The sequence below is a fragment of the Ralstonia sp. UBA689 genome (genome assembly GCF_002298975.1).
In the GTDB taxonomy this organism is placed as follows: Bacteria; Pseudomonadota; Gammaproteobacteria; order Burkholderiales; family Burkholderiaceae; genus Ralstonia.
On record NZ_DBMV01000027.1, the window covers coordinates 1 to 22536 of the forward strand.

20 protein-coding genes are annotated in these 22536 nt (G+C 62.4%); 3 read left to right on the forward strand and 17 right to left on the reverse strand.

The window, feature by feature from the left end:
* Positions 1-56 precede the first annotated feature (56 nt).
* The 3 genes from B4F51_RS12665 to B4F51_RS12675 all read right to left on the reverse strand — a co-directional run bounded on the left by B4F51_RS12665 (position 57) and on the right by B4F51_RS12675 (position 3064).
* Complete coding sequence (locus B4F51_RS12665) at positions 57-881, reverse strand: paraquat-inducible protein A (protein ID WP_296225987.1); 825 nt, start codon at positions 879-881, stop codon at positions 57-59.
* A gap of 196 nt (positions 882-1077) precedes the next feature.
* A complete protein-coding gene (gene fghA, locus B4F51_RS12670) occupies positions 1078-1947 on the reverse strand; it encodes an S-formylglutathione hydrolase (protein ID WP_296225990.1) in 870 nt (289 codons plus the stop codon).
* A gap of 10 nt (positions 1948-1957) precedes the next feature.
* Positions 1958-3064, reverse strand: a complete 1107-nt coding sequence (locus B4F51_RS12675) for an S-(hydroxymethyl)glutathione dehydrogenase/class III alcohol dehydrogenase (RefSeq protein ID WP_296225992.1) — start codon at positions 3062-3064, stop codon at positions 1958-1960.
* 251 nt (positions 3065-3315) lie between these two features.
* Between B4F51_RS12675 and B4F51_RS12680 the strand changes: the two genes are divergently transcribed.
* Positions 3316-5118: a methyl-accepting chemotaxis protein gene (locus B4F51_RS12680; RefSeq protein WP_296225995.1), complete on the forward strand. Its 1803-nt coding sequence runs from the start codon at positions 3316-3318 to the stop codon at positions 5116-5118.
* Between the two features lie 8 nt (positions 5119-5126).
* Here the strand turns inward: B4F51_RS12680 and B4F51_RS12685 are convergent, their stop codons facing one another.
* Positions 5127-5789: a glutathione S-transferase family protein gene (locus B4F51_RS12685; RefSeq protein WP_296225997.1), complete on the reverse strand. Its 663-nt coding sequence runs from the start codon at positions 5787-5789 to the stop codon at positions 5127-5129.
* A gap of 131 nt (positions 5790-5920) precedes the next feature.
* Between B4F51_RS12685 and B4F51_RS12690 the strand changes: the two genes are divergently transcribed.
* Positions 5921-6733 carry an AraC family transcriptional regulator gene (locus B4F51_RS12690; RefSeq protein ID WP_296225999.1) on the forward strand — a complete coding sequence of 271 codons (813 nt, stop codon included), beginning with the start codon at positions 5921-5923 and terminating at the stop codon, positions 6731-6733.
* Positions 6734-6740: 7 nt separating this feature from the next.
* Here the strand turns inward: B4F51_RS12690 and B4F51_RS12695 are convergent, their stop codons facing one another.
* Positions 6741-8498, reverse strand: coding sequence for a GGDEF domain-containing protein (locus tag B4F51_RS12695; protein WP_349676281.1), 1758 nt, complete (start codon positions 8496-8498; stop codon positions 6741-6743).
* A gap of 559 nt (positions 8499-9057) precedes the next feature.
* Between B4F51_RS12695 and B4F51_RS12700 the strand changes: the two genes are divergently transcribed.
* A complete protein-coding gene (locus tag B4F51_RS12700) occupies positions 9058-10110 on the forward strand; it encodes an AI-2E family transporter (RefSeq protein WP_296226042.1) in 1053 nt (350 codons plus the stop codon).
* Between the two features lie 633 nt (positions 10111-10743).
* On the opposite strand, the gene B4F51_RS12705 is transcribed toward B4F51_RS12700, so the two are convergent.
* The 12 genes from B4F51_RS12705 to B4F51_RS12760 form a co-directional block, all read right to left on the reverse strand.
* Positions 10744-12063, reverse strand: coding sequence for a transporter (locus B4F51_RS12705; RefSeq protein ID WP_296226002.1), 1320 nt, complete (start codon positions 12061-12063; stop codon positions 10744-10746).
* Positions 12064-12204: 141 nt separating this feature from the next.
* A complete protein-coding gene (locus B4F51_RS12710; RefSeq protein ID WP_296226004.1) occupies positions 12205-13011 on the reverse strand; it encodes a hypothetical protein in 807 nt (268 codons plus the stop codon).
* On the reverse strand, positions 13011-13715 hold the full coding sequence (locus B4F51_RS12715) for a C39 family peptidase (protein ID WP_414706765.1): 705 nt from the start codon (positions 13713-13715) through the stop codon (positions 13011-13013). Before B4F51_RS12715 ends, B4F51_RS12710 begins: the two co-directional genes overlap by 1 nt.
* Before the next feature lie 60 nt (positions 13716-13775).
* Positions 13776-14573 carry a cell surface protein gene (locus tag B4F51_RS12720; RefSeq protein WP_296226008.1) on the reverse strand — a complete coding sequence of 266 codons (798 nt, stop codon included), beginning with the start codon at positions 14571-14573 and terminating at the stop codon, positions 13776-13778.
* 15 nt (positions 14574-14588) lie between these two features.
* A complete protein-coding gene (locus tag B4F51_RS12725) occupies positions 14589-15176 on the reverse strand; it encodes a hypothetical protein (protein ID WP_296226010.1) in 588 nt (195 codons plus the stop codon).
* 26 nt (positions 15177-15202) lie between these two features.
* Positions 15203-15709 (reverse strand): hypothetical protein, encoded by a 507-nt coding sequence (locus tag B4F51_RS12730; RefSeq protein WP_296226012.1) that lies wholly within the window; start codon positions 15707-15709, stop codon positions 15203-15205.
* 1716 nt (positions 15710-17425) lie between these two features.
* Positions 17426-17926 (reverse strand): type II secretion system protein, encoded by a 501-nt coding sequence (locus B4F51_RS12735; protein WP_296226014.1) that lies wholly within the window; start codon positions 17924-17926, stop codon positions 17426-17428.
* Positions 17927-17961: 35 nt separating this feature from the next.
* Positions 17962-18369, reverse strand: coding sequence for a type II secretion system protein (locus B4F51_RS12740; RefSeq protein WP_296226015.1), 408 nt, complete (start codon positions 18367-18369; stop codon positions 17962-17964).
* Between the two features lie 4 nt (positions 18370-18373).
* Positions 18374-18883 carry a type II secretion system protein gene (locus tag B4F51_RS12745; RefSeq protein WP_296226017.1) on the reverse strand — a complete coding sequence of 170 codons (510 nt, stop codon included), beginning with the start codon at positions 18881-18883 and terminating at the stop codon, positions 18374-18376.
* Between the two features lie 16 nt (positions 18884-18899).
* Positions 18900-21392 (reverse strand): secretin N-terminal domain-containing protein, encoded by a 2493-nt coding sequence (locus B4F51_RS12750; protein WP_296226019.1) that lies wholly within the window; start codon positions 21390-21392, stop codon positions 18900-18902.
* Complete coding sequence (locus tag B4F51_RS12755; protein ID WP_296226022.1) at positions 21389-21913, reverse strand: hypothetical protein; 525 nt, start codon at positions 21911-21913, stop codon at positions 21389-21391. Before B4F51_RS12755 ends, B4F51_RS12750 begins: the two co-directional genes overlap by 4 nt.
* Positions 21910-22530 (reverse strand): hypothetical protein, encoded by a 621-nt coding sequence (locus tag B4F51_RS12760; protein ID WP_296226024.1) that lies wholly within the window; start codon positions 22528-22530, stop codon positions 21910-21912. Before B4F51_RS12760 ends, B4F51_RS12755 begins: the two co-directional genes overlap by 4 nt.
* Positions 22531-22536 lie beyond the last annotated feature (6 nt).

The window sequence follows — 22536 nt, forward strand, 5'->3', positions numbered from 1 at the left end:
CGCGGCAGCGCGCAGCGGGCGTGCCGGCTGCGCCGGCGTGGGATTGGCGGCCGTGGTCACGAGCGCGCCTCGCCATTGGTGGATTCGCCTGGGCGTGCGGCAGCGTCCGGGCCGGTCTGCACATCGACGTGCGTCTTCGGCGGCAGTGTCAGCCCGATCTCGCGCCAGAAGGGGCGCAAGTCGATCGACATGGCAATGGTCAGGAACACGGTGAGCGCGGCGAACCCCCACAGGCCCGCATCGGCTTCCAGCGACACCATGCGTGCCACCTTGATGAGCGCCACGATCACGCCCAGCATGAAGATCTCGATCATGGCCCACGGGCGCAGCATTGCCGCCGTGCGCAGCGCCAGCGTCGTCGCCGGATGCCGCTGCCCGCGCCAGCGCGCGATCAGCAACGGTGCGAGCGCGGCCATGTACAACAGCGGGCAAAGCAGCGTGGTCAGGCCCACGAGCACGGCAGCAAACACCATGTCGTAGTCGTACAGCGCCTCGACGGCGCCGAACAGCGTGGTGGCATTGCGGTTGCCGCCGCCGTTCATCTCGGCAATCGGGAAGACGTTGGCGACGACGTAGACGATGATCCCCGTGACCACCAGGGGCAGCAGCACCGACAACCGCTCGCTCTGGTTGCGGTAGAGCTTGACGCCGCAGCGCGTGCAGCGCGCTTCCTCATCCAGCGCGATGACTTCGTGGCGATGCAGGGTGTCGCAATGCTCGCACGCGATCCACGCGTCGGGGTCGCCCGCAAGCGGTTGGGCGACCGGCGCGGTCGGCCGGTCGGAGGGGGCACCCGATCCAGCATCCGGCGCCAGCCCAGACAAGACCACACGCCACGACTGCGGCAGCGGGAAGGGGAATCTCACGTTGAACAGCTCCATCGTCTGGCCGGCATCGGCCTGCTACGTCACTTGGCGAAGCGTAGCCCACGCCGGATCAGGTGGGGCGATTATACATACAAGCCTGAATGTATAAACGAACACCTTCGGATCGGCATTTTGACGCTAGAAGCGATGCAAGAATCCCGCCATCCAATTGTTTGAAAGGTGCCTTCCTGGTCTGGGCCACTGCCGTGCACTACTCAACTGCTCGGAGCTGGGCTGTGTGGTGCAGGAGGTGGTCTTCGATGAAGGTCTGGATGAAGTAATAGCCGTGGTCGTAGCCGGAGTGGCGGCGCAGTTGCAGCGGTTGCCTGGCCGCCGTGCAGGCAGCGGCAAAGTCATCGGGGTAGAGCTGCTCGGCGAGGAATTTGTCGGCCTCGCCCTGATCGACGAGGATGCCGCTGGGGAATGGGCGGCGCGCCTGCTGCATCAAGAGCGTGGCGTCGTGTTGCGCCCATGCGGCGCGGTCGTCGCCGAGATACCCCGTGAACGCCTTGATGCCCCACGGGCAAACGGACGGATGCGCGATTGGCGCGAACGCCGAGACCGACCGGAAGCGATCCGGGTGCCGCAGCGCCAGCGTCAGCGCGCCGTGCCCGCCCATCGAGTGGCCGAAGATGCCGATGCGTTGGGCGTCGATCGGCAGTGCGGCCGTGACCGCCGCATACAGCTCATCGACGATGTAGCTTTCCATGCGGTAGTGCTCGCGCCACGGTGCTTGCGTCGCGTCCAGGTAGAAACCGGCGGCGACACCGAAATCCCAATTGTCGGTTTCACCCGGCACGTTGGCGCCGCGCGGGCTGGTGTCCGGCGCGATCAGGATGAGGCCCTCGCGTGCGGCCACCCGCTGGGCGCCGGCTTTCATCGGGAAAGTCTCTTCCGTGGCTGTCAGGCCGGCCAGATAGAACAGCGCGGGGCAGCGCGTGCCAGCCAGCGCCTGTGGCGGCAAGTAGACCGAGAAGCGCATCGGCAGTCCGATGACCGACGAGGCATGCCGATAGAAGCGCTGCACGCCGCCAAAGCAGCCGTGCTCCGAGAGCAGTTCGAGCGTGGACGTCTGGCTCATGGCATGCACCTCAATACAGGACGACCGAACGGATCGACTCGCCGCGCTTCATCAGGTCGAAGCCTTCGTTGATGCGCTCCAGCGGCAGCGTATGCGTGATGAGGTCGTCGATGTTGAGCTTGCCCTCCATGTACCAGTCGACGATCTTCGGCACATCGGTGCGGCCGCGCGCACCGCCGAAGGCCGAGCCCTTCCACTGCCGCCCGGTGACGAGCTGGAACGGACGCGTGCTGATCTCCGCGCCGGCCTCCGCCACGCCGATGATGATCGACTGCCCCCAGCCCTTGTGGCAGCACTCCAGCGCCTGACGCATGACCTTCGTGTTGCCGATGCATTCGAACGAGTAATCCGCACCGCCATCCGTGAGCTGGACGATGTGGTCGACCACGTTGTCGACATCCTTCGGGTTGATGAAGTGTGTCATGCCGAATTTGCGTGCCATGGCCTCGCGCGCGGGGTTCAGGTCCACGCCGATGATCTTGTCGGCGCCCACCATCTTCGCGCCCTGGATCACGTTCAGGCCAATGCCGCCCAGGCCGAACACCACCACGTTTGCGCCCGGTTCCACCTTGGCCGTGTAGACCACCGCGCCCACGCCGGTGGTGACGCCGCAGCCGATGTAGCAGACCTTGTCGAACGGCGCATCAGGGCGGATCTTCGCCAGTGCAATCTCCGGCACCACGATGTGGTTGGCAAACGTGGACGTGCCCATGTAGTGAAACAGCGGCTTGCCGTCGATCGAGAAGCGCGATGTGCCGTCCGGCATCAGGCCCTTGCCCTGTGTGGCGCGAATCGCCTGGCACAGGTTGGTCTTGCGCGAGAGGCAGAACTTGCACTGGCGGCATTCCGGCGTGTAAAGCGGGATCACATGGTCACCGGCCTTGAGCGACGTCACGCCCGCGCCCACTTCCAGCACCACGCCCGCGCCCTCATGGCCGAGGATGGCCGGGAAGATGCCCTCCGGGTCGGCGCCCGAGAGCGTGTAGTAATCGGTATGGCAGATGCCGGTGGCCTTGATCTCGACCAGCACCTCGCCGGCGCGCGGGCCTTGCAGGTCAACTTCCTCGACGGTGAGTGGAGCACCGGCTTTCCAGGCGATGGCGGCTTTGGTTTTCATGCGCAGTCCTTCTTGCTTGTGGTGGGGCCGTGTCCGTGATGTGTGACGTGTCGTGCACGGCTCGGCGTGGGGTGGACGATTGTAGTGCGTTACCTGCCGCAGCAACGTGACGCTCCGATCAACAGGATGCACACCAGACTTCAGATTTTCTTACAGCGGCCGTTTCTTGAGCGACGGCAAGGCCGACAGGGCCACATGCCGCATGCCTTACATGGCGGAACCGCCGCCATGGCTCCGTAGGAAACCATACCGTGCTTGCTTCCATTCGTACCCGCATTCTGCTGACCTGCGTTGCCATCGTGGTCGGCGCGCTGACCTTCGCCGGCGGCCTCAACTATCTCGTCACCCGCTCGTACAACGACGCGTCGATCCACCAGAACCTGCAATCCGTTGCGCGCGGCCACATTGCCGGCATCGACGACTGGGTGGCCTCCAAGACGCAGATGATGGTGGCACTGCAGGATGCGGCGCTCTCCGCCGATCCCATTTCCGCCTTCAAGACCGTGCACCAGGCCGGTGGCTTCATCAACGTCTATGTCGGCTACCCCGACAAGACGTACAAGTTTTCCAACCCCGAAGGCATTCCGCCCACCTACGATCCGACCGCGCGCCCCTGGTACAAGCAGGCCATGGATGCCGGCAAGCCGGTGGTGACGCCGCCGTACGTGAGCGCCAGCACTGGCCAACTGGTGGTGACCTTTGCGGTGCCTATCCTGCAGGGCGGCGCACTCAAGGGTGTGATCGGCGGCGACGTGGCCATGGATAGCGTGATCGCCAACGTGAAGGCGATTCACCCGACGCCGGCCAGCTTCGGCTTCCTGGTCAACGCTGGGGGCAAGATCGTCGCGCACCCGAACGACAAGCTCACGCTCAAGCCTGCGACGGATCTGTCGGCGGGTCTGAATGAAGCGACGCTGGCATCGCTGGCGCAGGCTGACAAGCCGGTGGAAGTGGACGTGGATGGCGCCGCCAAGCTGCTTTACCGCCAGGGCGTGAAGGGCACCGATTGGGGCCTGGTGGTGGCGCTCGACAAATCCGACGCCACGGCCGGCATGCGTTCGCTGGTGATGACCTCCGCTGGCGCGCTGGTGGCGGTGGCCGTGGTGGCTGCGCTCATCGTCGGTGCGATGACGGCGCGTGCGTTCCGCCGCCTGTCGATGATTCGCGACGCAATGGACGACATCGGCTCGGGTAGCGGTGACCTCACCAAGCGCCTGCCCGCTGACGGCGAGGACGAAGTCGCGCAGATCGCCCGCTCGTTCAACGCCTTCGCCGACAAGCTGACGGCGGTGATGCAGCAGATTCGCCTGGGCAGTGACTCGGTGCGCTCCGCCGCACAGGAGATCGCCGCTGGTAACGCAGACTTGTCGCAACGCACGGAAGAGCAGGCCAGTTCGCTGGAAGAAACCGCGTCGAGCATGGAAGAGCTGACCAGCATCGTGAAGCAGAACGCCGACAACGCGCGTCAGGCCAGCCAACTGGCCGTGACCGCGTCGGATGTGGCCACGCGCGGCGGCGACGTGGTCGGCCAGGTCGTGCAGACCATGGGCGGCATCAACGAGAGCAGCAAGAAGATCGCCGACATCATCGGCGTGATCGAGAGCATTGCCTTCCAGACCAACATCCTGGCGCTGAACGCCGCAGTGGAGGCTGCGCGCGCCGGCGAGCAGGGCCGCGGCTTTGCCGTGGTGGCCAGCGAAGTGCGCAGCCTCGCGCAGCGCTCGGCCGGTGCGGCCAAGGAAATCAAGGCGCTGATCCACGACTCGGTGGACCGTGTGAGCAACGGCACGGCGCTGGTCGATCAGGCTGGCGTGACGATGGCCGAGATCGTTGATGCTGTGAAGCGCGTGACCGACATCATGGGCGAGATTTCCGCAGCGTCGGAAGAGCAGAGCAGCGGCATCGAGCAGGTCAACCAGGCCGTCAACCAGATGGACCAGGTGACGCAACAGAACGCCGCGCTGGTCGAGCAGGCGGCTGCCGCTGCGGAGTCGCTGGAGGAACAGGCTCACAACCTGAACGAGGCGGTGGGGCAGTTCCGCCTGTCGCACTGAACCCGCTTCTATGCGGTCGAGGCCGAGGCGGCTGCCTTGGCCTTGTCCTGTTCGGCTGCCAGCGCCAGATCTGCTGCCTGCGCGCGCTGGATGGCCGGGCGCGCCAGGATGCGGTCGATATACGCGCGCACCATGGGCGTCTCGGGCATCAGCTTGAACATCGTGATCCAGTCCAGGGCGGCGCCCCAGAGCACGTCTGCCGCCGTAAAGCGGTCGCCCAGCAGATAGGGACCTTTGGCCAACTGCGCGTTGATCGCGGCAATGACCGTATCGAAGTCGCCATAGGGCGAGGTCGAGTACGCCGCTGGGGGGCGGCCCATCGACTGGTCGACGATGGCGGGCTCGAAGCAAGAGCCGTAGAACGCCATCCAGCGCAGGTACGGGCCGCGCAACGGATCGCCCACGGCGGGCGACAGGCCCGCTTCCGGATACAACTCGGCGGCGTACAGATACACGGCCACCTGCTCGGTGACGACCACGTCGCCGTGCCGCAGGGTCGGCACCTTGCCAAGCGGGTTCATCGCCCGGAATTCCGGCACGCGATGCTGGCCCGTGGTCAAGTCGAAGGCATGCACCTCGTAATCCGCGCCGAGTTCTTCGAGCAGCATGCGTGCTCCACGCGAGCGGCTGCGCGGCGAGTGGTAAAGGATCAGGTGGCGGTCTGGCGACATGGCGGGCTCCGGTCAGTCTGTAGGAAGAGGAAGAGAGATTGCCAATGTAGGGTAGGCCCACGCCGCCGTCTTGGAAAAATCCGCTGCGGCGGTGCATCATCGCGGCATCGCTTTCGCTGCCGCTTTCATGAATGACCGACTTGCGTGATGTTGCCGACAAGCCCAAGGGCGTGGTCGATCCGCTGGCATTCCATCAGCGCTTTCGCCTGAACCGCTACCAGCCGTGCGCCGCGCTGGCCGGCGTGCTGTCTCATCACTGGATCGTCGAGTGGGACTTGCGCGGCCAGCCGGCCTATACGCAGCGCACGCTGCCGTATCCATGCGTGAACCTGGTGTTTGACCGGCGGCAGACAGCCGTTTTTGGGGTGGTGTCGGGCGCGTTCGAAACCACGTTGGCCGAGGCGGGCCGTGTGATCGGCCTGCGTTTTCGGCCCGGTGCATTTCGCGCGTTCTTTGGCAAACCTGTGCATCTGCTGACCGACAGGGTGCTGCCTGTTTCCACGGTGCTCGGCTGCGATGATGCGGTGGCCGAAGAGATCGTGCTTGGCGCAGCGGACGACGCGGGCATGGTGTCAGCCGCCGAGACCTTGCTGCAGCGTGTGCTGCCGCCGCCCGATCCACAGGTCGAACGCATCCACGCCATCCTGCAGGTGTTGCAGCAGGACGCGACCGTCACGCAGGTGCGCGATCTGGCCGACCGCGCGGGTTTGCGCGAGCGCACGCTGCAGCAATTGTTTTCCGACTACGTGGGTGTGACGCCCAAATGGGTGATCCGCCGCTACCGCCTGCATGAGGCCGCCGACCGGCTTGCCGGCGGCGTGGAAGTCGATCTGACCGAACTAGCCCATGCGCTCGGCTATTTCGACCAGGCGCATTTCACGCGAGACTTCCGCCGGCTGGTCGGCAAGGCACCGGCGGAATACCGTCGCGCGAATCTGCCCTAGACGCTTTTCAGTCCGCCGCCGCCGACAGGTCGGGCAGCGCTGGCGGCAGGTCCGTCATCACGCAGTTGCGCCCCGCCAGCTTGGCGGCATAGAGCAAGTGGTCGGCCCGCTTGAGCAGCGACTCCAGCGAGGGGGGATCCGCTGCATACGCCACCGCCACGCCAAAACTGGCCGTCATGCGGCAGGGCACGTCGGTGCCCGTGGGCACCGCCACCTCGGCGATACGGCGACGCAGGCGCTCGGCCAGGTTGTGCGCCTGCGCCAGGCTGTCGACCCACACCATGGCCGCGAACTCTTCCCCGCCGATGCGGGCCACCACGTCGGCCGAGGGGCCGTCGGTGCGGCACAGGCGGGCGACGGTGCGAAGGGCCTCGTCGCCCACGGCATGGCCGTAGGTGTCGTTGATGCGCTTGAAATGGTCGATGTCGAACATGATCAGGGCGATCTGGGTCGCCTTGGGTTCGGGCGCGTTGCAGATCGTGCCGGCCCGGTCTTCAAAGGCGCGGCGGTTGAGTAGCTTGGTCAGTGGATCCGTTTCTGCCATGCGCGCGAGTTTCTGCATCAGGTGCACGCGCTCGAGTTCGAGCCGGCGGCGCTCGATGCTGTTGATGCGCAGTACGCGGATCGCCTCGAACAGCGCGCGGATCTCATGCCGCGCGAAGCTGGTCGGGATATGCACGCTCAGGTTGCCGCGTGCGATCGCCTCGATCAGGCGCGTGGCGTTGACGAAGGGCCCCACCACGTCGCGGCGGAACGAAACGATCATCCACGCCAGCGCTCCCAAAACCGAAAGCACCGCCGCTGCTGAGCCCGCGAGCACCAGCAGCATCGCGCGGCGATGTTCGCGGATGTCTTTTTCGGCCAGGTGCAGCACGCTGTCGCGGAAGTCGGTGATGGCGCGCATGGTCGGTACATAGTGCTCGGCGAACTGGCCGGTGGTGATGTCTACGCCGCCGGGCAGACTGGCGCTGGCGCGCACGGCTTCGATATAGCGCAGGCCGTCGCCAAAATATTGCGTGCCCAGTGCGGCGCTGGCGCGCTGGTCCTGGCTCGATCGGCCCGCGGTGCGTGTGTCGATCAAGTGGCGGAGCTGGTCGATGCGGCCGTGCGTGCGCTCGATCGCCAACTGTTCAGCGAGCGTTAGCGTGCGATGCATGGCCAGCGCACCGGTCAAGCGTGAGCCAAGCTGGCCCGCGTGCTCGCGCAGGTCGGCCGCCAGCCGCGCCAGTATCAAACAGTTGAGCACGTCGGGGTCGCCGCGGGTGACGCTGGCCGTGCGCGCGTTGACCACCGGCAGGAATTCGGGGATCACCGCAATCATGCGATCCACGCCATCGGCCAGGGCGCCGTTGCCGCGCGAGCGCAGGGGCAGGGCGACCACCCGGTCGATGTTCGCGCGCGCGTTGGCCAGGTCGGCCTGCGCCCGCCGTACGGAGTCGGCATCGGCCGTGCAGGCTGGGCAATGCTCAGGGCCCAGCGTATCGAGCAACTGGGCGATGTGCTCGTCGCTGGCGGCGCGCGCTCGGTGCAGGGCGGCCTGGCGTTCGGCCGGCAGCGGCAGGTCTTCGCCGAGCACGCCGTTGGTTGGGCCGCGCTCGGCCGAGACTTTCTCCATGACCAGCAGCGCCGCACGCAGTGCCTGAAAGCTGCGCGCGGCATCGTCGGCCCGGCCATAGGCAAGCCAGGCATAGCCGAGCAGCCAGCACGACAGCGACAGGACCGGGACGAGGACGATGGCAACACTGACGCCAAAGCGCCTGTCCATCGACGTTTCAGAGGACATGGGGGAGACCGGTGGCGTCTTGGCCGGCGCTCTGCGTGAGGTTGTTATGACGGTGGCGCAAACCAGGATGCGCGGCGCTTATCTCAGGCTATCGGCAAGACGGAGGGCATCTTTACGCCGCTATTGAACCCGCGTATGGAGGGCAAACTGCAAACAAATGCAAAGTGATTGTTACGCTGCCTTAGGAGCCTGCTATCCGCTCGATTGGAAGGTGCCTGTTGGGATTCACTCAACACCGGACCAGCGCGGCGTCATTGCAAGGCCTTTCCGGCGAAGTGGCTCGGCCAGCCATGAACTTCGGGTTCGCTTAACAATGCCCACCCCGCGTTGGGATTCACGTCACTCCGTATGTTCCGCGGGATGCCGGTTCTGCTCGGTCCTGTATGACGGTGCGGCGCGGCGCTCCATCTGGCGGCGCTTCTGCATGCGTTGGCCGCAACACCTATGACAACGGTGTCTTCGCGGGCATACTCCGGTTCGGACCGCCAGGCCCCTGATTTTGCCTGGGGCCTTCAGACTTCACCTTCACGCGACGGCCATCATGGATAGCAGAAACGACCGCCAAAAATTCTTTTACCTTCTGCTGTTCGCCGTCACGATTGGACTCTGCTGGATTCTTTCGCCGTTCTCCGGGGCGGTATTCTGGGGCGCCATCCTGGCGATTCTGTTCCAGCCCGTGCAGCGCTGGCTGGCCGCCCGTTTCGGCAACCGGCGCAATCTCGCTGCACTCGTAACGCTGAGCCTGATCATCCTGATCGTGATTCTGCCGCTCGTGTTCGTCGTGGCGACCCTCGTGCAGGAAATCGCGATCGTCTATCAGGAGATCCAGAGTGCGCAACCGAATTACTCTCGGTATCTCCAGCAGGCCATCCATATGCTGCCGACGTCGATCCAGCATCTGCTCGCGAAGTCCGGTCTGGCCGACATTGCCGGGATTCAGAAGAAGCTGACCGACGGCGCCGCGCAGATCAGCCAGTTCGTCGCCGCCAAGGCGTTCAGCATCGGCCAGAACACCTTCCAGTTCGTCATCGGCTTTGGCGTGATGCTGTACATGGTGTTTTTCCTGCTGCGCGACGGCGGCGAGATTGGCAGCCGCGTGCGCCGCGCGCTGCCGCTGGACGAGGAGCACAAGCATCTGTTGCTAACGAAGTTCACGACCGTGGTGCGCGCGACCGTGAAAGGCAACATCGCAGTCGCGGTGGTGCAGGGCGCGCTGGGCGGGTTGATCTTCTGGTTTGTCGGAATCGACGGCGTTGTGCTGTGGGCGGCGCTGATGGCGTTCCTGTCGTTGCTGCCCGCGATCGGCGCGAGCCTCGTGTGGGTGCCGGTCGCGCTCTATTTCCTGGCGGTGGGCGAAATCTGGAAATGCGTGATCCTCGTCGCGTTCTGCGGCGGCGTGATCGGGCTGGTCGATAACCTGCTGCGCCCGCTTCTCGTCGGCAAGGACACCAAGATGCCCGATTGGGTCGTGCTGGTCTCGACGCTCGGCGGGATGGAGCTGTTTGGTATCACAGGCTTCGTGATCGGGCCGCTCGTCGCCGCGCTGTTCATGGCGAGCTGGGACATCTTCGCGCGCGCTGGGCAGGAGGAATGACGTGAGCCGCGTCAGTGTGCGTGGTTTGCGGCTCGTGGGGCACCGCTCGCAATTGACTTCGACTCGGTTGGGAACTGCCAGCTTGACGATATCGGCCTCATTGGAGCAGAAACCGGACGGCGCCCCGACTTGATCGAATTTTTTGGCGGACTCGAGGACGAATGTTTTTCGTATCGCGCACGGTATCGCCCGTGCAACGGTGCTGACGTGCTGTTCATCAGGTTCCTGGAACAAGCGCAGCCGGCCAGCATGATACCGGACCACGAGCGCTAACGATTGGAGGGCCTATGGGTCCGTCCTAAGGGGCGATTGGAAGCCTTTAACGATACGCCACGGTCTACTAAAGGTGAGTAAACGCCGCCCACGCTTCGCAGACTGGTTCGCGCTTTTGACGTACACCTCAGTCTCAAGTTTGAGAGTACGGTGGACGGTGCGGTCGAGGTGGTGCGCTTCGTAGAGACAGACCTGGACGTACCCTCCCGTGAAGTGGAACTGCGCGTGCATGGCGTGTATTCAATCTTGCCTCCCAGCTTCGGGCAGCCGTAGTGACGCGGCCGGGTCCCCTCAAGTCAGGCGAATCGCTGTGCGCGGGATAGCGCCATGCAGCTCGCTGGGAACGGCCACCTCATGCAACTACCAGGTGTAAGGGAAACGTAGCGTAAAAACGTAGTTGGGTGCATCTGGCGTCAGGCCCATCGCCAACGTGGCGCTGATCGACAGGTTCTTGGTCAGCACATGGCTGATGCCGAATGTCATGGTGCCGACGTTTGTCTTGCTGCCCACTACTGATTGCTCGGTCCCGCCATCTGGCGTGATGTGCGTATTCCCAGAGAAAGCGGTGCTGTACGCCATCGTGAGGGCTGTGCGGTCGTTCAGTGCGAGCGCGAGCCCCCCGCCCAGCGTAATTGTGTCGCCGAGCTTGACCTTGCCCGGCTGCACCACGCCCTCTGTCGAGGAAATGTCAGCAAATGAGCGCGGCACGTAGTACGTGTAGCTGGCATTGGCAAACAGCACCACCGGGTCGTACGTTTTCAGGAACGACATGCCAAAGGTGCCACTCCACACACCGTTACCGGTCGGCAGTTGCTGGTCAATGATCAGGTTGTTGTTATTGCTGTCGGCCTGAATCAGTTTGATGCCGAACGGTGAGCGCCCGGTCGGTGCACGCACGCGGAAGCTACCGACAATGTCTGGCCAATCGGCAGACTCCTTGACGAGCTGATAGTAGATGCCCGCGCTCACATCGCCCAGGCCGGCGGAGGATTTGTTGGCCTCGCTCACGGTACTGGATGCGCCTCCTGCTCCACCACTGAAGAACGTGCTGGAACGGTACACCGCCGGCACCGTGAAATCCGCACTCAGCCGATCGCTGAAGCCATAGCGGCCGGTGATGTCGAAGGTGGTGACATTGGCTTTAGTCTGGACCAGGTTAATCTGCCCGAGGAAGATCGCATCCAACGCTAGGAAACCCGAAAGCGCGAGATTACGACGGTCGTAGTAGCTGTAGCTGATGCCGGTATCGAGCGTGAAACGTCGCTCAAACAGCGGTGCATGTTCGGATTGGAAGACAAGGTCCTTGCTCTGGATACGAGGCTTGTCGTTGGGGTCTGGGCGAACGGCGCTTGTGCTTTCCGACGCGGGCGCCGTGTTGCCGGACTGCGCGACCAATGCGGCTGAAGGCGGTTGTGCTGACGCGGCTGCCGGTGCCGTCGTTGGCGCCTGCGTGCGGCCGCTGCCGACTCCTCGCCCGCGTACACGCACAAGCTCCAGATCGCCGACACGCTCTTCCAGCGCATTGATGATCTTCTGCTGCCGTTCGATGATGCGCTGCAGGCGCGCCAGCCGCGCATCAAAGGAACCCTCGTCTGACTGCGACGATTGCGCCCAGGCCGCTGCAGGCAGCAACGACCAACATGCCACTGCCCACGCCACCGCTGTGCGTCGGTGTCCCATGTTTCCCCCCCCCCGGAAAGCAAGGTGGAGACTGAAGAGCCTCCATTTCGGCGCACCGGCCCAATTGCCAGGCACCGACTCTCACTGCCTGCCTGTACGTTCTTCTACTGCGTCGTTATAGTGAATCCTGCATCACCAAATCTAGCGGCGTAAACCCGCCATCGCCTGCAATGCCTGCGCGACGCCGATCTGAGCCAGCTGTTGACGCGACATCGTCTGGATCTGCAGCTGGATCGCCAACTGATTGGCAATCAACTGGGCATTGCCCGCCATTTGCGCCACCTGCATCACGCTCCCCGCCGCGCCGGCCAGATTGGGTGTCACCGACTGGGAGGCGACGCCCATCGGGCTGGTGATGGCCACCTGCACACCGCCCGCGCCCGCCTGGGCCTGAGCGGTGAATCCATTCTGAGCCGCCGTCGCTGACGAACCGCCCGAAGGTAGTGTAGGCAATGGAGCGGCCTGCATCGAGATTGATGTGGTGTTGCTTGCCAGATTGTTGTTACCGGCCACCTGTGTCACCTGGCCGACACCGTTGACCAGTACACCCGCCCCACCCGAGGCGGTCGCCCCGGAAGAAGTGCCGGCAAGCGCTTGGGCGCCCATTTGCACGGTTGCCTGCGTGCTCACCGCAACATTGGCGGCATTGCCGCGCAAGTTGGTTGCCAGCATTCGGGCTTGGGCCGCCGCCTGCCCGGCCTCGTTGCGCCATTGCGAGGCCATTTCAATCATGAAACCGCTGACGATGCTCGCGCCCAAGTATTTGCCGCGCTGCTGAGCTAGTTCGCCATCGTCGGCCAACTCAGCAACGGTACCGGAACGAAACAACACAGCACTATCGTGCGCGTCGGACGCCTCGGAAAGGTTGGGGAGCGTACCGGCGCAGGCTCCAGCACACCAGCCGGCGTACGCCAGCGACAGCATCCATGCGAGTGTCTTGGCTTTCATCAGAACAGATCCCACCGAGCGGGCCCGAATTCCAACTGGATCGGCAGCGCCCCACCGGAAAACGCGGCGTTTTCACGCGCGCGCAATGCGGGGGCGTTGGTCTGCAGCAATCCGGAATCGGCCTGCACGGATACGTCGCCGACGATTGCGAATACGAGGCCGTTCCACGCAGGCGCGAACTCCCATTCCTGCATGATGCGGTTGCCCAGCGCGGGGTCGGCGATGAACACCCGCCCCTGGGCCACGCGCTTCACGACCACGAAGTGTTGGTACCCGTTCAAAGTCAACAAGACGATCACCGGGATCGCCAGACCGCGCATCGCCGTCATGTCAACGCGATAACCGCGTCCGCGAAAGCCGAGCGTCTGCACGTAGTTACGCATGTCGAGCATCGAGAATCCCTGCTCGGCCACCTGCCGGGGATCGGACGCCTTCATCATCTCGGTGATAATGCGACGCTCGTCGATGTCCATGCCGTAGGCATAACGCAGCAACGTACCGACGGCCGCCGCGCCGCAACTGAAATCCTGCTGCTGGCGCATCACGCTGCGGTAGCGTAGCTCCAGCATGCTCTTGACCGGCTTGTTCAAGGGCATCTCGTTGTCTGCGCGTAGCGCAATTGCACCTTCTTGCGCGAGTGCGGGTGCAGCCATGCTCCAGCACGCCAGGCTCAAGCCGATCGCGACCACCCATGCATTTCGCATGATTGCTCCCTCGGTTGCGCACCCAGCCGCGCGATGCATGCGGCCGGGTGCCTAGTCGGCTTAGCGCCGTACTCCCGTGGCAGTGGCGATGGCCAGCCCGTTGTGTTGCAAGTTGCTCGCGCCCGCGGCGATGTTCACGCCGATGTTGCCCGAAGCGCCTTGCAGCGCATTGCCGCTCAACGATGCCGCGTTGGTCGGATCCAAGTTGCAGAAGAGCGGGTTGTTCAGGGCCAGCGAATCACCCGTCACAGTCTGCTCGTTGTCGATGGTGGCCTTGGCGATCGTGCCGGAGCTGTTGGTGGAGGCAGCCAGCCCGTTTTCCTGCAGGTTGCCCGCGCCCGCGGCGATGTTCACACCGATGTTGCCCCTCGCACCCTGCAACGCATTGCCACTCAAGGCGGCCTTGTTCAGGGAGAACGGATCGAGAAAGACTGAATTACCCGAGGCGTTCTGCTTGTTGAACACCATGGCCGATGCGAACACGTGCTCGGCATCCACCGCCGCCAGAGCCGCGTCGTTGGACTGCACGTTGCCGGCACCCGCAGACACGTTCGCACCGATATTGCCGGTTGCATCCTTGAGCGCGTTGCCGTTCATCGTGGCCGAGTTTGTGCTGTACGGACCGACGTGCACCGATTCGCTGGCCGCGCGCTGTCCGGAATCCACAACCGCCGACGATTCCGAGTTGATCGGGATATAGCCTCCCGCCCACGCCCAGCCCTGAACGTGAATGTCATTGCTGATTACGGTTTCGTTGACGATGTTGGCCAGCGAGGCGCCGTTCTCCACATCGCCTGCGTAAGCAGCCCCTGCCGAGAGCGCAGCCAGCGCCGCAACAGCCATCAGTTTCGCTTTCATGTTGATCTCCCTACTTCATCGCTGTTGAAAAAGAGTGCCCGCCGGGGGACGGAGCACAAAAACGTTGGACGTGACATTCCCCGTTCCAGCCGTCTGGTTCACCTGCACAACGCCGGAGGTATTGCGCAACGCGGTCGATGCAATCGACGCATCTTGCCTGCCCTCCGACGCCGGCGCGGTATCCTGACGACGACCTTGTACCGCCACGCCAGACAGGGCACTGTCGGCGAGCGGCTCAATGTGGCGAAGTTGCTGTTGCCCGATGGAGGCGTTGGGAGCGATCACTGCAACGTTCACTTGAGCGTTTCCGCTGCCGCTGGCTTGGTTGATCGAAACCAAACCTGTCGCCCCGTTGAAAGAAGCCCCTGCCATGCGGCTTGACGTCGACAAACCGGCGGGCGCCCGCCCGACGAGTTGTACCGACACGACTCCGGCCTCGCCGGTCGACAAGGCCGCCAGATTTGCCTGAATGTTGCCCTGCCCAGATACCTGGTTGACGGCAACACGGCCCGCAGCACCTGAGGCCGTTTCGCCGTCGATGACAGCTGAAAGCGGCACGCTCTGGGCCAAAGTCGGACCTGACGCGGCAACGCCCAGAATCATCAGGGCGCAACGCAACCCCCGAGGCTTCACGGCTGCCCTCCGCGAGAAAGGGGGGCCAGTGCTCCGCTGATCTGCGAGGCAATGCCCGCAGTGGCTTGCACCACTTGTCCACCGACCCCGCCAACTGCCGCCCTGCCCGATGCCGGCCCAGTGCCAAGCGCGCCGGTTATCGGTTGCAAGCCACCTATTTGTGGGATCGCGACACGCTGCAATCCCAGAGTTGGATTGCTCGCCGACGCATGTGAGGTGCTCAGTTCGCTGTCCGAGAGAAAAGACATGACCGAACCGACAGATTGATTGAACGCCTGGGTGGGAAACGGGCTGATTGCGGTTCGAATCGGTAAGGACTCGGTGGGAACGCCCCGGTATGCTACGCGCGGCGTCACATCACGCTGCACGATGATGTCGCCGTCATCCGCGAACGCCGGCACTACGACGATCATGGCCGCAAGACTTGTGACCACTGCGGTCAGAGCCATCGCCCACGTCGTTGGCAAGCGCCAATCATGGCGCCACAAGATGATTGTTGGCATGGCTCGCCCTCCCCGCAGGGCATAGAGCGACATCCGTGCCATGACGACTAAACACTTGTTCTTACGGGTGACTCAGCCGGCCAACGACACAATGAGCGATCAGAACGCGACTACTTTGTGTCAAAGCTGAAACAGGCACGTCATCGAAAAGTGCTCCGGACAGGAACTAGCCGTTCAACAAGGAAGAACACGTTTTCGTCGGCCAGAGCTTCTGGCGCAGCTAGGCTGAGCCCCTTCTGTTGACGTCGCATCACGATGCAGTAGCGCTCACTGAGCTTCACCGAGTCTCACGCGATCTGTTCATGGCGGTTGCGGAACTTGAACAACACTCTCGCGAGCGTGGCGACCACTGGCAGTGGAGTTCCGGCCCTCGGGTATTTCTTCCAACCGAAGGGGCGATCATGCTTTCGGCGAATTGATTCCGCGGCTCATCGTGGAAAGAGCTGAGACCTCGACGACAGGCCAGTACGCTGTTCGGCGGAGAGGTCCGAAGCAGATAACATTTTCACCCCATTTCGGGATCAGAAAATATCGCGAACCCTAGCAGCGAGGATGTGTTTCGCGATGGCAACGACTCGGCCGGTCGACGACACGCTGATAGATCGGAACTCTGCCCTCATGGGCAGCCGAAGAGCAAATGAATCGGATGAATCGCCCCGGAATTCGAGGAGGCTCAACCTCTTGAGAGAATGGAACTGTGAACAAGACGAACAAGTTCTCACCCGAGGTGCGCGAGCGCGCCGTGCGCCTGGTGTAGGAGCCCCGAGGCGAGTACCTGCTTACCGTGCGACGCAGGCTGGCATCAAGACGCGCTTCATCACGGCCGCTGGCCCCGCTTCCTTGGCCGTAAATCCCTTGGCTACAGCTTCAGGCGGCTGCTAGGGAAAGACGTCAAGCGCGGCATGGCGGCTGAACCGGGGGTGGCGCTCGCGCGGCCCATCCGGGAACCGTCGCGCCGCAGTGTTGGGCGGCAGCTTGCCGCAGGCGATACAGCGGCTGCGGCTCTACCGCTTGAGGTGAAAGGGGCAACTTCCTGTTCGCACAAACACGAGCGCGTGGCCCAGACCGGATGAATGGCGTCGTCGGCTGCGGGCGCTCCAACTCAAGCACTCGGTGGCAAGACCACGTACCGGGAGTTGTGCACTTGGCGAGAGCGAAGATGCGGCGTGCCAAGTGGCAGCCAATAGCTGCGGTTATGGCACAACAGCGACAAACTGCTCAACTGGGTGCGCTTGCTCGCTTGGTTCGATCCCCTCGGTCTGTCTCGACTCTCCCCGACCTGAACCTGTCGAACCGCAGGGGCGGACCCCGCTTGTCGGGTGGCGCGTAAGGGCCCCGATCTACTAGCATCGCCTCCCATCCCGGTTTTGGCAGCCTTGGGGCCAGTGCCTAGGGAGCGTCTTGATGGCATGTCGAGTACCCTGCAATTTCATATGTGACTGAAATTTAATGGTTTTTCGTCGTTGATGTGTATGCGCAGCCCCCAAGAGTTCCAAATTGAGTGAATCTCGACACGAATGTCGAGATTCACTCAACGCTGAACCGGTGAGTCGCGATTCGTGGGGCTTCCCGGCGGAGTTGCTCGGCCAACTTTGAACTCTTGGTTCGCTTAACTTTGAACTATCCGCGTTTTGGTTCACGTAACTCTGAACTTTCGCGGGTGCCCAGCACGCTAAGACTCATAGGACATCCTGGGGGGCAGGTCACGCTTGCTGCTTATGCTCCCGCACGAACCGCACCGAGGTCAGGTGGCCGAGGGGGCTGTTGCGGCAATATGGTCGATGCAGGATTTGGAACATAATAGAAAACCCAATCGGAGTACTTCTTGAGCCGATTGAAATTCTCGAACGGTGCGCTGAAATTCGCCTGCCGAATTGGCTCGAGCTCCGAGCGACTGTGCAATCCCGCCACCCCCCCTTCCGGAGACATGAGCAGCGCCCAGTCGTTGCGTTGCGTGATGGGGTCTGGGTAGAGCGAGCGCAGGTAGCGTCGCGGTTGCGGGTAGCGCGGATCGCGCAGCAGCGCTTCCAGTGTCGGTGGGAAACGAGGCTGGCCAGGAGGCGTGGCGTCCACGTACAGTTGTAATGCCCGACGGTACTGGGCGCCCACATAAAGCAACTGGTCCTCGGCTTCGCGACGGTCAGCCAGTGCCCCGATCCTGAGCGCTGACATACCCACCAGACCCAGTATGGCGATGAAGATCAATAGCGCCAGCAACGCAAAGCCACGCTGGCCATGCCGACTTCTTGGCGTCATAGCGAACTGAACGGCGTGCCGTCCCGGGTCGTGCCTTGCGCACTACTATGCAGATCGTAAAGTTTACCCAGCTCGGGGTCGCTGGGCGCAATAACGGTCCAAGTTGCGTTGCTGTCAGTGATCGGATCGACGGGCAGCGCATGGAGGTATCGCTTGGTCACCAACTCCTGTAGGTCCTCGGGATAGCGCCCGGTGTCACGAAAGTACTGATCGATGGTCTGCCGCGTGATGCGCAAGTTTTCCTTCAGCACGGTTTCCTTGGAGGCGTCGACGCTACGGAAATAGCGGGGCAATGCCAGCGAAAGCAGCAAGGCTACGATGCTAAGCACCACCAACAGTTCGATCAGCGTGAACCCTTTCGGCCTGGATCTCAGGCGTTGCCACAGGATGGACTGGATCAGCACGGGTTCACCAGCGGTTGTAGGGAATGCTGTTCAAGCCAACGGTCGACGAGCGTGAGTAGACATCGAAGACATCACGCCCTTCGGCGGGCGCATCGGGCTCGCTTTCGTAGCTGCGTTTGCCCCAGGTCTGGGCGTCGCTCAGTGTCGAATCGTGCACCATCGGATCTCTTGGAATGCGGCGCATGAAATAGATCTTGTGCTTATCAGGATCGCGCGCGTCCTCAACCCCATCGACCAGCATTTCGAGCGTCGCTGGATAACCGCTGTCCCCGACAGAACGCACCATGCGTCCAGAGTCGTAGGCCTGCTTGTAGGCATCGATGCCGCTGCGGATTTCACGAAGCGCCAGTCGGAGATCCTTTTCTCGCATCCGCTGAACTTCCAGTTGTGCGACGGGCAGCACGAGTACGGCCAGTACAGCGAGAATGGCTAGGCTGACAAGCAGTTCGATCAGGGTGAAGCCGGCTGGCCGACGATGAGATCGGGGCATCGGATTGATTCGTCCAAACCACATTACATTCGTTTCCGGGCTACTGCGATCCGGCGGTGATCGCCAGCGTCTGAGCTGACGTTGGCAACGGTACGGCAGATCCGTCGGATCCCGTGGCGGAAATCGATAGCACCTTCAATTGGGTGGACCCTGTGGCTTTTAGCGGCATGAAGGTCAGCGACACCAGTGGACCTTGCCCGGTTGCGCCGGCAGACGCGTTAGCAGTCCGTGCATCGCTGATGAATATCTGGCCGGTAGAGGCATCCACCCGCTGCGAGAACGAGGTTTGAGTTCCATCCGCATTGAGCGCCGTACCCTCCGCGACGTTGACTAACTGCATAACGGAGGGGTCATAGCCCAGCAGCAATGTCGCGCTGCGCACGGGCTGCTGGGTGCTGAGAATCAGTTGCTGCTGGACGCTAGTTCCCGTTGCAGCTTGTGCGGCGCCCGACCACGTCAGGTTTGCGGAAGCGGCTGTCCCGCCACCGACTGCACCGGTGGCGGTACCTTGCGTGTTATTTGCGCCATTCACCATCGCGCCCGAGCTATCGAGCGAGTTGCCTGTAACGTCCGTGCTTCGTTTAGAGCCCGCCTGGTTGGGTGCGGCGCTAGGTGCTGCACTCGCGGGTGAAACGGGGGCGCTTGCGTTAGAAACGGGTGCTACCGAGTTGCCTACGGGAAGCTCGGACACGCCCCGCAGGCTGGACTCGGTACCTGAGGCGAAATCGACCAGGCGAGCTTCGGGCCTCAGCGGATTGCGGATCAGATGAGGCGTAATAGACAGCACAATCTCAGTACGCTTTTTGGTGTTGGCGTGATCCGAAAACACTCGCCCGAGCACCGGAATATCGCCTAGCCCGGGAATCTTTGTGACAGTGCGGGTGTCTTCATCGTTGATCAGGCCCGCCAGGATCTGGGTTTCGCCATCTTTCAAGCGCAGCACTGTAGAGGCGGAGCGTGTACCAATCTGATAGGCCACTGTTCCACTGGTGGTGGTGATCTGGTTGGCAATATTGCTCACCTCCAGTGCCACCTTAATGGAGACTTCATTGTCGATGGTGATGGTCGGTGTGACTTCCAACTTCAGCCCAACGTCCAGATATTGCACGCTCTGTGATACGAAGCCAGTGGAAGTTGCCGTGGACGTGATGTTCGGTACCTTGTTACCGATCAAAATCTTGGCTGCCTCCAGATTCTTCACCCGAATCTTGGGGTTGGCCAACAGCTTCACGTCGGTATCCGTGCCTGTCAGATTGATCGACAAAGGGGAAATCGTTGCGCCTAACGTGCTTTGAGTCGGGTGAAGCAGATCCTGCAATGTGAGCGTGCCGCCTGAGACTGATGACAATGGCGTCAAAGACAGCTTGGGCGGGTAGGTTACGCCGATCTCATCGAGTCGATCCTTGTTGACCTCCAGCACGGACACTTCCAGCATCGTTTCGGGTGTGGGCAGATCTTGAAGCGCGACAACCTTCTCGGCCATCTCGATAACATCGGGCGTATCCCGCATCATGATCATGTTTTGCCCCTTGTCCACCACGAGGTTCTGCACCTTCAAGATGCTCTTCAAAGTGGTTGCCATCTGCTCGGCGCTGACATTGGTCAGGTAGAACGTGTGCACGCTGAGTGCCTGATAGTCCTTTTGTTTGGCTGGCAGGTTCGGGTAGATCAAGATGGCGCTGGCGTTGATGACTCTCTGTTCGAGTTGATTGGTTGTCAAGACGACCTCGATCGCGCTCTTCACCGTGACATCTTTGAGAAACACCGAGGTCTTTTGATCGGCCTTGATGTCTTTATCCAGAACGAAGTTGATGCCTGAAGTTGCAGAGAGGACGTCGAATACCTGCTTGAGCAGGGCATCCTTGAACTGAATCGAGATCTTGCGCTGCAAAGCCTCAGTAGGAGCGAGCTGCGACGCTGGAGGGGTGGACTTGTCCAAAATGGACCTAATCAATGCACGTGCAGCAGGATTATTCGGGTCTTCGGCCAGAATCGCTCTCGCCTTGGCCATCGCGCCAGCATTGTCTTTCGCATCGAAAGCGAATTGCGCGTCTAACTGCATCTTTGCGTACCGTGCGTCTCGGTCGATACGGTCTAGAGCAAGAACGGCCCTCGCATTGTTTGGGTCAATCGCCAGGACGCGGCGCAGGAGCTGAGCGCGCTCTCCCGAGCTCGCACCCGCAGGCAGTCTCTGCTCCTGAGCCATCAAATCGTTGACGGCACGCTCGCGCAACGTCATATACGTCATCTGCAACTCTGTGTTGCTTGGATCCTTCACCAGCGCCACTCGCAACTGCGCAAGACTCTCTTCGAGCTTGCCTTGTTCGAACGCTGATCGGGCCTCTTGAAGAACGGGGGACTGGGCGCAGGCAGCCAGCACGACTACGCACGCTGCACACAGCGGCCAATGAAGAGCGTTTCGCAAACGGTAGAGGAGCGCTGAAATCAAGCGCGCACTAGAGCTCGGCGGACAAGGCAGCGTCTCGGGCACGGGCCGACAGTCGGCCCCACTGCCAAAATTTTTTTTGTTCATTCGATCTGCAGTGTTTGCCGCTCGTGCAGCGGTAGATATTCGAAGGTCATGGTCGGTGGCGTGATCGACAGCACCTTGTATTGGCCATCGATACTGTCTTTCTCTCCCACCACCAGCGTGGTATCCCCATTGGCCAGGAATACCTGCCACGTCTGACCCGATTGCTCTTTACCGAGGTATGTGAAGGGCAACGCAGGCGCTGTTGGTGCGGCAGGTTCTGCTGGTGCGCCGTCCGACTGTGCGGAAGGGGCCCAACTGTGCGCGGCGAATAGACTGCGCGACTCGTCGCGCTCCGTATGTCCGATTAACTGCTCACGCGGGGCAAGTTCGAGCACTATTTCGGGAGAGGACGGCAACGTCTCCGGCGTTAATGGTCGTGGCTCCACCGCGGCGCGAGGTCCGCTGACGATCCCTCCGCGGGTGCCTTCGACGACTGTTGGAGGCTTGTCTTGGTTACCCCAGACCGCCACGCAAGCGGCCGCCAGCAAAGCCGTTCCCATTGCAATGTGTCGCGGCTTCAAGGCGCCTCCGCCGCTGCATGCTGGACGTCTGCCAGAGACTGTTGATTTGTCGCGATGGAGTCAGAGGATGTCCTCACCTGAGTCGTTGTGGGCCCATTGCGGAGGTACAGCGTCAGGTGCAGCTTCGCCTCCACCGCATCGGCTGCGACTGAACTGCGTTTGAACTGAACCGAGTCCAGCGAAGCGAAAGGCAGATGTTGCAGGGTGGTTTCGCAGAACGTACGCAGACTGCTATAGGTGCCGGTTAATGGGAGTGCGACGCCTTCCAACGCCATCCCTGCCTTGGGCGCTGTTGCATGATCGTAGTTTGCTTCTGCTACTGTGACCCCTGCATCCTTGGCATAGGTTAGTAACGCGCTGAGGTTCTGTTCGAACGAATGCTCGTCGCCCAGCACCTTGAAAAAGGCTTGAGCCCGTTGGGTGGCAAGCTCGGCGCGACTTAGCGCGCGCCCTGGGGCAAGTGACGCGTTACGCTGCGCCAGGCTTGCCCGGATGGCTTGGAGCGTCTCGCTGTTCCGCTTCTCCAGCCAAGGCTGGGCGATCCAGTGCAAAGTGGCGGCGCATACCAACAGTGCGATGCCGAACCAGGTCAGCCAATTCTGCCGATGCAACGTCAAACGTAG